Origin of the sequence: Clostridium sp. NSJ-145 (assembly GCF_021044725.1) — a bacterium.
Lineage (GTDB): Bacteria > Bacillota > Clostridia > Clostridiales > Clostridiaceae > Clostridium > Clostridium disporicum_B.
Genome location: NZ_JAJNOS010000001.1, coordinates 305,510 through 320,624 on the forward strand (window position 1 = coordinate 305,510; position 15,115 = coordinate 320,624).

The 15,115-nt window shown below is 27.2% G+C and carries 17 protein-coding genes and 1 other RNA gene; 2 read left to right on the plus strand and 16 right to left on the minus strand.

Going from position 1 to position 15,115, the window contains the following annotated elements; translation table 11 throughout:
• The first annotated feature begins 19 nt into the window (after positions 1–19).
• Positions 20–844: a PHP domain-containing protein gene (locus tag LQE93_RS01580; RefSeq protein WP_055264751.1), complete on the plus strand. Its 825-nt coding sequence runs from the start codon at positions 20–22 to the stop codon at positions 842–844.
• 153 nt (positions 845–997) lie between these two features.
• On the opposite strand, the gene LQE93_RS01585 is transcribed toward LQE93_RS01580, so the two are convergent.
• The 11 genes from LQE93_RS01585 to LQE93_RS01635 all read right to left on the minus strand — a co-directional run bounded on the left by LQE93_RS01585 (position 998) and on the right by LQE93_RS01635 (position 8,583).
• Positions 998–2,386 carry an aminopeptidase gene (locus tag LQE93_RS01585; protein ID WP_055264749.1) on the minus strand — a complete coding sequence of 463 codons (1,389 nt, stop codon included), beginning with the start codon at positions 2,384–2,386 and terminating at the stop codon, positions 998–1,000.
• Positions 2,387–2,406: 20 nt separating this feature from the next.
• A complete protein-coding gene (hprK, locus tag LQE93_RS01590; RefSeq protein WP_055264748.1) occupies positions 2,407–3,315 on the minus strand; it encodes an HPr(Ser) kinase/phosphatase in 909 nt (302 codons plus the stop codon).
• A 15-nt stretch (positions 3,316–3,330) separates the two neighbouring features.
• On the minus strand, positions 3,331–3,522 hold the full coding sequence (locus LQE93_RS01595; RefSeq protein WP_055264747.1) for a DUF896 domain-containing protein: 192 nt from the start codon (positions 3,520–3,522) through the stop codon (positions 3,331–3,333).
• Between the two features lie 564 nt (positions 3,523–4,086).
• A non-coding RNA gene (gene ssrS, locus LQE93_RS01600) (6S RNA) lies at positions 4,087–4,267 on the minus strand.
• Between the two features lie 68 nt (positions 4,268–4,335).
• The gene (locus LQE93_RS01605) at positions 4,336–4,731 is read right to left on the minus strand and encodes a hypothetical protein (RefSeq protein ID WP_231071721.1); all 396 of its coding nucleotides are present in this window, start codon (positions 4,729–4,731) and stop codon (positions 4,336–4,338) included.
• Between the two features lie 13 nt (positions 4,732–4,744).
• Complete coding sequence (locus LQE93_RS01610; RefSeq protein ID WP_055264745.1) at positions 4,745–5,011, minus strand: DUF1292 domain-containing protein; 267 nt, start codon at positions 5,009–5,011, stop codon at positions 4,745–4,747.
• A gap of 79 nt (positions 5,012–5,090) precedes the next feature.
• A complete protein-coding gene (locus LQE93_RS01615; protein ID WP_231071723.1) occupies positions 5,091–5,618 on the minus strand; it encodes a SprT-like domain-containing protein in 528 nt (175 codons plus the stop codon).
• A 267-nt stretch (positions 5,619–5,885) separates the two neighbouring features.
• Positions 5,886–7,166 carry a clostripain-related cysteine peptidase gene (locus tag LQE93_RS01620; protein ID WP_231071725.1) on the minus strand — a complete coding sequence of 427 codons (1,281 nt, stop codon included), beginning with the start codon at positions 7,164–7,166 and terminating at the stop codon, positions 5,886–5,888.
• On the minus strand, positions 7,156–7,773 hold the full coding sequence (locus LQE93_RS01625) for a hypothetical protein (protein ID WP_055264742.1): 618 nt from the start codon (positions 7,771–7,773) through the stop codon (positions 7,156–7,158). Before LQE93_RS01625 ends, LQE93_RS01620 begins: the two co-directional genes overlap by 11 nt.
• Positions 7,774–7,900: 127 nt before the next feature.
• Positions 7,901–8,224 (minus strand): hypothetical protein, encoded by a 324-nt coding sequence (locus tag LQE93_RS01630; RefSeq protein ID WP_055264741.1) that lies wholly within the window; start codon positions 8,222–8,224, stop codon positions 7,901–7,903.
• Between the two features lie 125 nt (positions 8,225–8,349).
• Complete coding sequence (locus tag LQE93_RS01635; RefSeq protein ID WP_055264740.1) at positions 8,350–8,583, minus strand: hypothetical protein; 234 nt, start codon at positions 8,581–8,583, stop codon at positions 8,350–8,352.
• A gap of 176 nt (positions 8,584–8,759) precedes the next feature.
• Here LQE93_RS01635 and LQE93_RS01640 point away from each other — a divergent pair, with 176 nt between their 5' ends.
• Positions 8,760–10,496 carry a hypothetical protein gene (locus LQE93_RS01640; RefSeq protein WP_231071727.1) on the plus strand — a complete coding sequence of 579 codons (1,737 nt, stop codon included), beginning with the start codon at positions 8,760–8,762 and terminating at the stop codon, positions 10,494–10,496.
• 60 nt (positions 10,497–10,556) lie between these two features.
• Here LQE93_RS01640 and rfbB read toward each other — a convergent pair whose 3' ends face one another.
• From rfbB to rfbA, 5 genes are all read right to left on the minus strand, one after another.
• The gene (gene rfbB, locus LQE93_RS01645; protein WP_231071728.1) at positions 10,557–11,606 is read right to left on the minus strand and encodes a dTDP-glucose 4,6-dehydratase; all 1,050 of its coding nucleotides are present in this window, start codon (positions 11,604–11,606) and stop codon (positions 10,557–10,559) included.
• A 44-nt stretch (positions 11,607–11,650) separates the two neighbouring features.
• Complete coding sequence (locus LQE93_RS01650; protein WP_231071730.1) at positions 11,651–12,748, minus strand: DegT/DnrJ/EryC1/StrS family aminotransferase; 1,098 nt, start codon at positions 12,746–12,748, stop codon at positions 11,651–11,653.
• Between the two features lie 3 nt (positions 12,749–12,751).
• Positions 12,752–13,168, minus strand: a complete 417-nt coding sequence (locus tag LQE93_RS01655) for a sugar 3,4-ketoisomerase (protein ID WP_055264736.1) — start codon at positions 13,166–13,168, stop codon at positions 12,752–12,754.
• A 26-nt stretch (positions 13,169–13,194) separates the two neighbouring features.
• Positions 13,195–14,118, minus strand: coding sequence for a glycosyltransferase (locus tag LQE93_RS01660; protein ID WP_055264735.1), 924 nt, complete (start codon positions 14,116–14,118; stop codon positions 13,195–13,197).
• Between the two features lie 66 nt (positions 14,119–14,184).
• On the minus strand, positions 14,185–15,051 hold the full coding sequence (gene rfbA, locus LQE93_RS01665; RefSeq protein WP_231071731.1) for a glucose-1-phosphate thymidylyltransferase RfbA: 867 nt from the start codon (positions 15,049–15,051) through the stop codon (positions 14,185–14,187).
• Positions 15,052–15,115: the final 64 nt, after the last annotated feature.

Sequence of the window (15,115 nt, forward strand, 5' to 3'; positions counted from 1 at the left end):
AAAGGAGATTACAGTAATTATGGTAAAATGTGATTTTCACACTCATTCAACAGCTTCAGACGGCTCATTTTCTCCATCAGAAGTAGTAAAAAAATCTTTTGATAAGGGAGTTAAATATTTAGCATTAACAGACCATGATACATTAACTGGTATAGATGAGGCTAAAAATATGGCAGAGAGTTTAGGAATGACTTTTATTCCTGGAATAGAGCTTTCTACTTCTCATAATAAAGAAACTGTTCACCTTCTTGGCTTTTTTAAAGGTGATGATTATAAAGATACTGAACTAAATAATTTTTTACAAGAATTAAAAGATAAGCGTATAAGAAGAGCAGAAGAAATAGTAGCAAGACTTAAAAAATTTAATAACATCGAAATTAAAGTAGAAGATGTTTTAAAAAATGGAAAAGATACTATTGCTAGACCTCATATAGCTAAAACTATTATCGAAGCTGGTTATCCTTATGATTATGACTATATATTTAAAAACTTTATAGGTGATGATTGCCCAGCCTATATTCCAGCTAATAAAATGTCTACAGAAGAAGGAATATCTCTTTTAAGAAAATATAATGCTAAAGTATTCTTAGCACATCCTGTTTTACTAAAAAAAATATCAGTTAATGATATTTTACCTCTTGGTATAGATGGTCTTGAAGCAGTATATGCATTAAATACTCCTGATGAAGAAAAAAAATTCAGAAAGTTTGCAAACAAAAATAACTTACTAATTTCTTGTGGCTCTGACTCTCATGGTATGGAAGAGGATAATGGACATGGTTCATTAGGCTCTATGTCACTTGATGAGGAAAGCTTAGAAAAATTCATTAATTCAGTAAAATAAATAAAAGCTAGAAGAGAAAAATCTTCTAGCTTTTATCTTTATTATTTAATCTCTCTTTATCACCTAACTACGCTTTAGTATTAGTTATTGAGATAATTTATATTCCTAGTTCTACTAAAACACTAAGTTTATGAAGGTAGTTTTAAGATTTCTTTATTTTTCAATTAAGAAAGTTTTGTACCCTCTCATTGTTTCGTAGATATCTACCTTGCTTGAAACTTCCCATGGTGCATGCATATTTTGAAGTGCTACTCCACAATCAATAACTTCCATATTGTACTCTGCTAAAATATAAGCAATAGTACCTCCGCCTCCTTGGTCTACTTTTCCAAGTTCAGCTGTTTGATAAGCTATATTATTTTTATCCATTATATTTCTAAGCCAAGCTATAAACTCTGGATTTGCATCATTACATCCTGATTTACCTCTTGCTCCAGTATACTTGCTAAATACTAGCCCTCTTCCAAAGTAAGCAGTATTTTTTCTTTCATAAGCAGAAGCGTAATTAGGATCAAAAGCAGCTGTTACATCTGCTGATAACATAGCTGAATTAGATAAAGCACGTCTTAGTTTTAGTTCTGAATATTGTCCCAATCTATCCATTATTTCAGCTACTGCATTTTCAAAAAATCTAGAATGCATTCCTGTAGCCCCTTGACTACCTACTTCTTCTTTATCAACTAGTAATATAACAGAAGTTTTTTCTACTTTATCTAAATCTAATAAAGCCATAAGAGAAGTATATGCACATATTCTATCATCTTGTCCATATGCCATTACCATACTTCTATCTAAACCTAAATCTCTTGCTTTTCCAGCAGGTACTACTTCTATTTCAGCAGATATAAAGTCCTCTTCTTCAAAATCATATTTATCCTTAAGTAGTTTCAATATATTTGCTTTTACAGCATCATTTTCTTTTCCTTCTAGAGGAATATTTCCTACAAGAACATTTAAATCTTCACCATGAATAACTTCATTTGCTTTCTTTTGAAGTTGTTCTCCAGACAGATGAACTAAAAGATCTGATATTCCTACTACAGGATCATTATCATCTTCTCCTATTACTACATCTATCTTTGTTCCGTCTTTTTTAACTACAACTCCATGAATTGCTAAAGGTAAAGCTATCCATTGATACTTTTTGATACCTCCATAATAGTGAGTATCCATTAAAGCCATTTGACCATCTTCATATAAAGTATGTTGTTTTAAATCTAATCTAGGTGAATCTACGTGAGAACCTATTATTCTCATACCATTTTCTATTGGTTCATTACCGATTAAGAATAGTACTAAAGCCTTATCTTTATTATTCAAATAAACCTTATCTCCACTTTTTAAAGTTTCACCATTCTTAATTACTAAATTTAAATCCTTATAACCTTTTTCTTCTGCTAATCTTATAGCTTCCAAAACTGATTCTCTTTCTGTTTTACATACTGACATATAATTTTTATAGCCCTCACAGAAATTAAAAATGTCTAGTCTTCCTTTTTCATCAAATTTTAACCATGCATTTTTAGTTTTTTCTTCACTCATTTTTATACCCCCATTTAATTTTAATTGCTATCTTTAGCCATTCTACTTTCTATTATATCTACAGGTGTTACATCAGACATTAATGAATGTCTATAGTTAACAGCTGCAGCTTCAATAATAACAGCAATATTTCTTCCTGGTCTTATAGGAATTCTCAATTTTCTCACATTTACCCCAAGAATTTCCTGAGCATCTTGGTTAGTTCCTAGTCTATCATAATCTCCATCATCTTTCCAGTGTTCAAAGTGCATTATAAGATTAATACTTTTGGATTGAAGTATTGAACTTACTCCATATAGTGATGGAATATCAATTATTCCTATTCCTCTAACCTCTAACATCCCTATAGTAATTCTTGGTGATGTCCCTATTAATGATCCATCTATCTCTCTTATATCTACTGCATCATCTGTAACAAGTCTATGACCTCTCTTAATAAGCTCTAAAGCAGTTTCACTTTTGCCTATTCCACTTTCTCCTGTTATTAATATTCCAATACCATACACGTCTACTAATACACCATGCAATCTAGTTTCTGGTGCAAATTTGTCAGCTAAATACATTGTCATTTTACTAATAAAATTAGTAGTAACCATATTACTTCTTAATAACCAAGTTTTATTTTTCTTAGCTGCCTTAACAAATTCCTCGTGTGGTTCTAATCCTCTAGTTATTACTATACAATTTGATTTAAAGCTGAAATATTTTTCAACTCTTTTCTTACGTAACTCTGTTTGCATAGCATCTAGAAAAAACCATTCTGCTTTACCTATTACCTGTAATCTTTCTGGGGCAAAATAGTTATAAAATCCAGCCAATTGTAATCCTGGTCGATTAATATCGTTTACTGAAATTTCTACACTTTCATCACCTTGGACTAAAACTTCTAAATCAAAGTCCTTAATTAATTTCTCTACTGCAACTGACATTTTACTCTCCTTAAACTATTGCTTTTTCTTTAATTCAACACCCTCTAATTGAACTCTAAAATTTGCTTTGACATTATCAATATATCTTCTTCTTAGCTTTTGTTGTTCTTCTTTTTCCTCTTCGTTTAATCCTTCTTCTTTACTTTTTTTATATAATTCATTTATTCTTTTTATAACATCATCTATTGGTGCTTTTGTATAATCCATTCTATTTTCTTCCTTTCTTCTTGTGTATTTACTCTTATTTTACATTTATTTATCAATATTATCAACTTAGTTAGTTATTTTTATTTTACTCTACTATTTTCTCTATATTTTTATTATTCAGCTACTATATATTTAGAATTTCCAGCTCTTCACTCTTCCTTATTTTGTATGTTTTTGTAAAATTTTGTATAATTGTTTTAATTTACATCTTAGCTAGATTTGTTATAATTATTATACAGATGTAATATTTTATCAAAAGGATGTGAAAAAATGAAAACAAAGTCGTTACATAGAAAAATCGAAAGAAATAAAATCTACTTAAATTTTCTTCTTAATTATTTATCTCCAAGTAACATACTTATTATTTACCTTTCTCAAAACTTGGACAAATTAATTTGCAAAAAACAAAAGCGAATCTATATTAAATACAAGAAAAAAACCTCGAAATCTATATCTAAATATAAAGCCGCTTAAATGCTATTATTTACTTATGCTAATCTAAATTAAATAAATTCCATAAGACAAAAAGAAAAACACCTCTTAACGAGGTGTTTAATTCTCAAATCATGTCCCGACATGCCGGTCACTTATATACTCACACCTGCAACTCGCAGGTGGGTTTCGCGCAATTTACTTCTGCCATCTTCTAATGTTAAATGAAGCCCGACATCTATAAATCTATTGCAAATCCCGTAAATATAATGTAGGTTGAATATTATAAGCTAAGCGCACATCTCAGGATTTATTATGATTTTATTATATCAAATAAATTTATAAGTTCAATAGGTATTTTAAAATTTATTATTGAAAACTTTATCCAATGTAATCCTTTACCACTTCTTCTATTGATATATCACTATCTTCATTTGTAAATAGAGCCATAAACTGTACATACTCAGCAGTTCTATCCTTCATTTGGAATGCCATAAACTCGCCTGCAATATTAAGCTCTTCTGTTATATCTTCTACTATAGATAAAACTTCGTCATTACAAAAATCATATAAATAAGGTAAGTAATATTCTTTCTCCCATGATTCACTTGATTCATCTTCACATTCTTCTTTAGCATACGCTTTAGCTGCTGCTAATAAATCCTCATCAAAATCATAATAGAAGTTTACTAATAATAAATCTTTTTCTGATTTTAATATTTCTACATCACCAAGCTCATTTTCCTGTAAAAAACTCACTATTTCATTAACTTTCATTTAAATCCTCCAATTAATAAAGTAATTTTTTATATTCTTTCTTAACCGCTAAGAACTCTTTGTCATCTTCAACAAGATTCAATTCTTCTTTGCCTTCTACATTATCAATTCTAAATACATAAACATCTTCTGACTCTTCATCATCTGCAGGAGCTAATAATAAATATTCTTGCTCTTCTAAGAATATTCTTGCAATAGCTTCAAACTCCACCTTATTTCCTTCTTCATCTAAAAATGTCATGATTTGCTTTTCTTCTTGTTCTAAGTTTTCTTTTTCCATTCTTTTTCTCCTTTAGTTTAATTAATGGTATTATAATAATACAAAACATAAAATACTACAACCATAAAGCTAATCTTCATTAAATATTATTTATTTTACATTCTAATCTTGAATTACAACATTTAGAAATATAGCCTTTTATTTTTCTTTCAGCTGCATCTCTTCGCCTATGTACACATACTAATCTACCACATTTTCTACAATATATATTATATATCTTAACATGCTTTTTAATATATATCTCTTCATTTATACTTTTGTAGCTAAATGTTGCTTTACTAGATATTCCACATTTTAAACACATTGATTTAAAGAATTTATTATGTCCATTGCTTAATCCTGTTTTTGTATCACAATAATAATGAAGATATTCATGTATTATTACTTCCCTCACAACTTCCTCTGGATAGTTTCCATCTATTAATCTCTTTGCAAAAACAAATTTTATTGGTACTATTGATTCTTTTTCTTTTATATAAAAAAAAGCTCCCATTCTCTTAGTTGCCCTATTTGAAATTTCAACTTTTAAATTAGTAGGATATTCTAATTTTATTCCTATATCAATTAATTCTTCTTTTATCTCTTTTATTGTCCACTTTTTATACATTTATTTCTCCACAATATAATACTTTTAAATAATAACTCATTTTTCAATAATACCATAAAAAAGTAGATTTTAATTTCACAATCTACTTTTCTTTTATAATAAATTATTTTTTACTTCTGTTTAACCTTATAGATACTTAAGGTTAATAATTCTAATAAAATTAACTATAGCTAAAAATAAAATTTTTTCTCATTACTAAATTAATAATATATAAAAAGCTATAAAAAGACTATAATAATAGTTCTTACTTAAAGCTATTTAGAAATGTTAATCCCATCCTAACATTTCTACTATTGCTATAGCTTCTTTAACTGACATATCATTACATTGTTCTAAAATAGAAGAAAGTACATATTTTCGTTTTAAAATTATTGGTCTTGGTAATATATCGTATCTTTTTATATATTTACTCTCCTTAACTACTTCTTCCCTATTTTTATCTAAAATTGTTATCCAATTGTTATGAGATAAAAATAATAAATTCGTATAAGCTTGTTTAAACTCATTAAATTGCTCTAAACTATCTGGCATATATATAACTGGACCTGTATTAATATTCTTAGATAATTCTTCAATATTAGGATATATTACTATCCTCTTAAGCACTTCTAACATTTTATTAATTTCATTAGTACTATATCCTACCCGTGAATTAATTATATTACTTAAACACATCACACTGATAAATGGATTTATTTTTTCATACTTTAAGTTATTTTGTAATTCTTTTTCAATATCTATATTACTTTCATTAATAATTTTCGCAATACTATTAACACAATTCTTTAATTTTTCAAATTTATCTTTTTCTAAACTAACCAAAATCAACTCATCTTCAGTTTTTGAACCTTCATTAAACTCTTTAATAACATCAATTAAAACCATTTTACTTTCTTTATATATTTCTAGTTTTTCTTGTAAATATCTAATAAAATCTACATAAGAAATCCCTTCAAGCTTTACATTGTCAGGAGCTACTAGTAGGTACTTAATTGGTTTAAATGGAATATTGGCAAACTCATACCAAACCTCTATTAAGTTCATATAGCAACTATCTAAAAGTAACAATTCAATTTTTTTATTTGTCATTTTATATAAATTATAAAATACATTTACTAATCCATCTAAGCTCATTAAATATGGTTTTCCATGTGTAAAATCAGTCATCGCCCCAATAAATCCTGCCCCATGCCCTGATAATACTACCATCACATAATCTGATGGATAATTTTTTATTCCCCACAAAAGAAAATTATAAAGAGTTGTAGGATCAGCCATATTTACATTTTCTAAAACTTCTACTTCATGTGCTCCATTATCATTAAGTAAATATCTTCTTACTCCATGCCATCTATCCTTATGATTTTCATCTATAGTTCCTCTTAACTTTTCAACTAACTCTTCATCAGCTCTTGCCAATTGTACTAATATATTAAAATTTTCTTTTATATTTTCAATCTTAAGTTTTTCTATAACCTTAGTTATTTCAGGCTCTAATTCATTATTACCATTAGCATATATCAATATTGTCCATCTCTCAATATTCATCTTTTCTTACCTTATTAACTTCACTATTACTATCCATAATTATAGAATTACTTGTATTAACACTTTTAACTATAATTTTTTTATCTCTGTACAAATCATATTTTATATTTAATATATAAATTCCATCTTTATCAGTAAAAGTATGACATATTGCTTGCATTTCATTTTCATCATCATAAAAAGCAGCTACTATTGCTCCTTCAATAGGGTTTTTATGATTATCTATAACTTTTCCGTATAATATTATATCTTTTATATCATTTACTTCTATATTATATTTTTTAGTACGTACATACCCCTTATTATTCATTTTTCTAAGCTCTTTAAAACTGGTTATCCCTATAATCTCGTCTATATAACTACAATTATTAAATTTAAAATAATAACTTCCACTCTCATCTGTAATACAACGTCTTATCGGTATCTTTTTATTTCTAATTATATGAAAAAGAACTACAACAGCCCCTTTAACTGGTATATTATCATAAAATATTTTTCCATAAATATTAATCTCTCTATTATATTTATATCTATCTCTTTTTATCTTGATAGTATGTTCTTGACTTAATTCTAGATATATTGGTTTAAGTAATATTTCCCTCCCCATTTTTTCACCTCTTCTCCATTTTTATGATTCAACTTTATTTATAAAGAAAATCCCATAATAAGTTTGCTTCTATTCTTATTATGGGTTTCTGCTTTCTAATTTATATACGTCTATATAATCCTTATAACTACTCATCTATTAGCTTATTAGCTTTAACTGCTTTAATTTTAATCTTCTTATCCTTAAATATTTCATATGGTAAATTAACCATATACTCTCCATCATTATCCGTAAACACATGACAATATCCTATTTCATTTCCATCATCATTTGTATAAAAAACTTTTACTACAGCTTGATCGACTGGATTATTATTATTGTCGTAAACTTTTCCATGTATAATTATATCTTCTACATCTTTAATAATAATATCTTGCACTTGAACTTCAGATTTTTCTTTTATTGATTCATTACTTAAATCTACTTCTACAAACTTTAATGCATATGACATTATATTCCTCCAAATAATATATATCTTTTCTATTCTCTATAATATAATATTAATCTAAACAATAAATGTTACATTTTCAAAGAATATATAATATTTTAGAAAATAATATTATATATTTTTGATAATTAATCTTCTATCTCAACATTTACTTCTATTACATTACTTTTTGTTAACTCTATCTCTCTTATCTCTAATGTTTGTTTATCATCTAAGGTTTCTAAATTTATTTTCTCTTTCATACATTCAATTTTTTTTAAAATATCCTTTACTTCTTGTAATTCTAAAATTACCTTCTCTAATAATTTTTCACAATTAATTAGATTCTCATCTAATAGAAATTTCTCATAATTTTTCTCCATTATAGTCCTCCTATTATTTTTAATATATAATATTTAAATTTTTACCAAACGTAACTTATCAACTATTAATTTATAAGAAAATCTTATTTAGTCGCTTAATAGAACAATAATATTCTTACATCATATATTGTATTATGGATATTTTGTAATCTTATGTTAAAAAAGGAGATAACAACATGTTGATAAGAAAAATATATACATCTTTAGATGATTTTAGCGAAGGGATACTATCACCTGAACTAAACTATTCAAATTCCGAAAATGAACTACATCTATTAAATAAAGATATAACTTTTCCATTTATATGGATTCCCAATAATAATGGCACTGTTTCTAAAATTAATTCATTAACTGGAGAAGAGATAGCCCGTTATATTGTATGGCCATCAAAAGATAAAGCAACATTATATAATGGTCCATCCAGAACAGCTATAGATTTTGATGGTAATTGTTGGGTTGCTAATCGTGGATTGGGGACAATTGTCAAGATAGGTTCTAAGGAAAATTTACAATTTGAAGATAGAAATAAAAATGGTATTTGCGATACCTGCATAGATTTAAATAACAATGGTATTATTGATGATAATGAGATTTTACCTTGGGGGGAAGATGAATGCGTATTAAAAGAAATATTATTATTTGGAGATAATCCTTGTGCTTATACTCCTGGTACTTATTCTAAAGAATATAGTAACTCTATCTTTCCAAGAGCACTTGCAATAGATAAAAATAATAATCTATGGGTTGGAGCTTATGACTCAAAAAAATACTATAAAATAGACTGTAGTACTGGTTCAATTTTATCTATTATTGACCTAACTGATTGGAATCATCATCCTTATGGCGCTGTAGTAGATAAATACGGCTTTCTCTGGTCATCTAGTGGTCCTTCAGAAGAAAAAAACCTCATAAAAATTGATACCACTAAAGAAATTGTAGTTTCTAAAATATCTAATCTACAAGAATTAACACCTTATTGTTTAGCTCTTGATAAATTCGATCATTTATTTCTATCTGGCTGGACTTCAAATAAACTTGCAAGACTTAATATAATAAATGATAATCTAGATTGGGTATATTCTGATAGTAAGAATCTTAATAACAGTAGAGGAATAACTTGCACATCTGATGGAGATGTGTGGATTGCTAATAGTGGAAATAATACAATTGCACGTTATTCTAATAATGGTGATTTTATTATAAGCATTCCAGCTGTAAAAAATCCTACAGCATTATCTGTTGACAATATGGGCAATATATGGGTTTGCGGTCTGACTGATGAAAAAATATATATGATTGATGCTTTAACAAACATTATAGGCCTAGTTAAAGATATACCGAATAGTGATGGTCATAATGCTTATTCTGACATGACAGGTATTATATCAAGAACAATTACAAACAAAATTGGTAGATGGACTGTTATATATGATAGTAAATCTATTAATACCTTATATGAAAAAATATCTTGGGATTCTAAAGAACCTACAGGAACATTAATCACTGTAAGAGCAAGAACTTCAATAGATAAAATAAATTGGTCAAACTGGAAGCTAGTCTCTAATAATAGTTCTTTAAAAAGCATTCCCCCTGGAAGGTTTTTGCAGATAGAAGCTACATTTAAGATTATCTCAGGTAATATTAGCCCCAGCCTCTCTAAATTAATAATAGAATTAATAACTCTCCCTGTTAAGGAAGATTTAACTAGCACTAGTAATCCTATAAACTCATACGATTTATCACTTCACTCTGAAACTGAAAAAATAATAGATATAAATTCCGATATTCTATCTCTTAAAAATAAAGATAAAAATAACTGTATTAATCCACAAACTCAAGATTATAAACCTGGTACCTCCTCTAACTTGCCATCAAATAAAAAAATTAAGCCAACTCGAGGTATAATCTTCTAAGTTATTAAGCGGCATTTAAAATAATATAATTGGCTGTTTAGATAAAAACAGTCAATTATATTATTTATACATTTTATTATAATACTTTTTATATTCCCCTAACTTTATATTATTAATCCAATCCTGATTATTTAAATACCATTGTATTGTTTTCTTCATTCCAACATAAAAATCCATTTTGGGATACCAGCTTAGCTCTTCATTTATCTTAGTAGGATCAATTCCATACCTTCTATCATGACCTTTTCTATCTTCTATGAATTTTATTAAACTTTCATCAATGGTATAATCAACATTTTTCTTGAAATAATCTATAATACTTTTTACGATATCAATATTAGTTCTTTCATTTCTTCCACCAATATTATAAATTTCTCCTAATCTTCCTGAATTTATAACCATATCTATAGCCCTTACATGATCTTCAACATATATCCAATCCCTAATATTTAATCCATCCCCATATATAGGCAATTCTTTTTTCTCAATACAATTGTTAATTATCAGTGGAATCAATTTTTCTGGAAATTGGAATGGTCCATAGTTATTAGAACATCTAGTAATATTTACAGGCATCTTATAAGTGTCATAATATGATTTAACTAGCAAATCAGCACTAGCTTTACTTGCAGAATACGGACTATGTGGGTCTAAATTAGTATTTTCAGTAAAATATCCTGTATCTCCAAGAGATCCATAAACTTCATCAGTTGAAATATGAACAAATTTTACTCCATCTTTCCACTTTCCACCCTTTTCCCATACTTCCTTTGCACCATTTAATACTGTTACTGTTCCCAGAACATTAGTTTTCACAAAAACCTCTGGATTATTTATACTTCTATCAACATGGGATTCTGCTGCAAAATGAACAATATAATCTATATCGTACTTTGCAAAGATTTCTTTAATTAATCTTTTATTACATATATCACCTTTTATAAAGGTATATCTTTCATCATTATCAACTGATTTGAGATTATCTAAATTTCCTGCATAAGTTAATTTATCTAAATTTATAATTTTAATATCACTATATTTCTTTAACATAAATAAAATAAAGTTAGAACCAATAAAACCAGCTCCACCTGTTACTAAATAAGTTTTCATAATTAATTGTCCCTCTTACTAAATAATGATAAATATAAAACATATCACCTAAATTTATTTAATATTCCTATTACATATTCTATTTCTTCATCTTTCATACCAATAAATAATGGAATACTTAACTCCTCACTTGATACACTCTCTGCAATTTTAAAATCTCCAACCTTATACTTTAATTCACTATATGCCTTTTGTAGATGTATTGGTATTGGATAGTGTATTAATGTTTCAATTCCATTTGATATTAAATAATCTTTTAATCTATCTCTCTTATCGCAAAAAACCGGAAAAATATGATATACATTTTCATCATTTTTAGCTTTTAATGGTAATTTTATTCTATCATTTTGTATACCATTATAATATTTCTCAGCAATTTCTCTTCTTTCTCTTGTCCATATATCTAATTTTGATAATTTAACTAATAACAATGCAGCTTGAAGTTCATCTAATCTTGAGTTTAATCCTTTTATTTCATTATAGTATTTTTTATTTGAGCCATAATTTCTTATTGAGTATGCTTTATTAGCAACATCTTTATCATTTGTGGTAATTGCACCACCATCACCTAAAGCTCCTAAATTTTTTCCTGGATAAAAACTAAAAGCAGCAGCATCACCTAAATTTCCAACTCTCTTTTCTTTAAAATACGCTCCATGAGCTTGAGCAGCATCTTCTATAACTTTTAGATTATATTTATTAGCTATTTTTATAATATCATCCATATTAACAACTCTTCCATATAGATGCACTACTATTATAGCTTTAGTTTTTGAAGTTATTTTTTCTTCAATCAATGTGCTATCTATATTTAATGTTTTTATATCAGGTTCAATAAAAATAGGTTTTGCTCCTACAAAGCTCACTGCTAAAGCTGTTGCAATATATGTGTTTGCTGGAACAATAACTTCATCATCTTCTTTTATTCCATAAGCCATCAGTATAATCCTTAATGCATCTAATCCTGAAGCTACTCCTACACAATATTTCGTACCGCAGAATTTTGCATACTCTTCTTCAAACCTCTTAAGTTGTTCTCCCATAATAAACCACTGTGAATCTAATACCGACTCAAATCCTCTTACTAATTCATCTCTAATCTCACCATGCATTGCTTTAAAGCTTGTAAATGGTACTAACATAATTTATTTCTCCTTGTAAATCTCATTGACTTCTTTTAGAAAAACATCATAATCTCTTAAATATTCAGACTCATCATATTTATCTGAACAAAGAACTAATAATACACAATCATCAGAGTAATCAAACATTTCATTCCAAATCCAAGGTCCTATCATCAATCCTTCATACTCATTATTCAATACATATACTTCTTCTTCTCTACCATTTTGTACTTTTACCTTTAAAGACCCCTTTAAGCATATCAATATTTCATAAAGGCTTCTATGACTATGATTGCCTCTTTTTTTATCCTTAGGTACTCCATATATATAAAAAATTCTCTTTATTTCATATGGAATATCTATATTTCCTTCAATTGGAATTAAATGTCCACATTCACTTGAAATATTCTTAAATTTAATTAAAGCAACGTTATACATTTTATTTTTCTACCTTATTAAAGAATTTAATTTTTTATACTTCTTAATATTTTATTTTTTATCTTAATGAAGATAATATCTAAATTTCCAATTAGAAATGATATTTTTTTTATTATAGAATAATTATTTAATTCGAAACTTTTAATATAAATATATCTTGCTTTCTTATAACTGTAATAGTCTAGCTGCTTTTTATATTTAAATATCTCTTCATTGTAACATCTAATTATATCGTCAATTAGTACAGTGTCTTTTTTATCTTGATTGCTAATTCCGCTACCTACCCTATACTTGACACTTACTATATCAAAAAAATCCATTTTACATCCATTTCTAGTTACTCTAAGCCACAATGGTAAATCATTTAAATGAATATAACTTTCATCTAACATACCATATTGCTTAAAAAAATCTTTTTTAAAAAACACACCTGGATCTATTAAAGTACCTTCAGCACATAATTTATTATAAAACTTTTTAGAATCACTACCTTCTATTAGTTTAGCTTTAAGAGAATCCATAATATTTTCTGCATTAACTAATGGCTTCATATTAATATCACATTGTAAAAACTTCGTAGTAATAATAATGCTGTCATTATTATTAAAATAATCTGCTACATCTGATAAAACACTTTTTGAGTAAAAACAATCATCTGAATCTATAATCTTAATATAATCACCATTTGCCACTGATAATGCTTTATTAATATTTTTTACAATTCCTAAGTTTACTTTATTTTTATAAATAATAACGTTCTTTATATTTCCATTATTATTTATATCAATATACTTCTTAAATTTGTTTAAATCTATACCATCAGTACAATCATCTGCTATAATTAGCTCAATATCTTTGTAATCTTGACCTATTACTGATTTTATTGTATCTTCTATATACTCAAGATTTTTATAAGAAAGAATTATTACACTAAATAATATATTATCCATCTCCTCACCTTTTCGTCTAAATATGCTATTATTATTTAATAACTACCTACTAGATTTACCCTATATCTATTCTTCAATAATACTTATAAGATATTTACCATACCCTGTTTTCATCAATGGTTTAGCTAATTCGCTTAACTTTTCTGCAGTAATCCATCCTTGCCTATAAGCTATTTCCTCTAAGCATGCTATATATATTCCATGTGTATCTTGTATTACTTCAACAAAATTAGCTGCTTTCAACATTGAACTATGAGTTCCTGTATCTAACCAAACCATTCCTCGTCCTAATCTTATTACTTTTAATTTACTCTCATCCATATATAATCTATTTAAATCTGTTATTTCTAACTCCCCTCTTGGAGATGGCTTTAATTCTTTTGCCTTTTTTACAACTGAATTATCATAAAAATATAATCCTGGAACAGCGTATTTTGATTTTGGTATTGCCGGTTTTTCCTCTATTGAAATTGCCTTATTATCTTCATCAAACTCGATAACTCCAAATTCTCTCGGATCTTGAATATAATATCCAAATATTACTGCTCCACTTTTTAAACTTGATGCTTCTAATAAATAATCAGTTAGATTTTGTCCATAAAAAATATTATCACCTAAAATCATAGCTACAGTATCATCTCCAATAAACTCTTCCCCAATTATAAATGCATCTGCCAGTCCATTAGGTACTTTCTGTATAGCATATTCTATAGTTAAACCTATCTCTAATGAATCTTTAAACAACTCTTTAAAATAACCTATATCTCTTTCTGTTGAAATAATTAATATTTCTCTAATTCCTGCTAACATTAGTACAGATAAAGGATAATAAATCATTGGTTTATCATATATTGGAACCATTTGCTTGGATATTGCTTTTGTAATAGGAAAAAGTCTTGTTCCCGAACCACCAGCTAAAATTATTCCTTTCATCTCTTTTCTCCTCTCATCTTAAGTAAAGTCTAATCTGCAAATCTCCTATAATTACTTATTTACA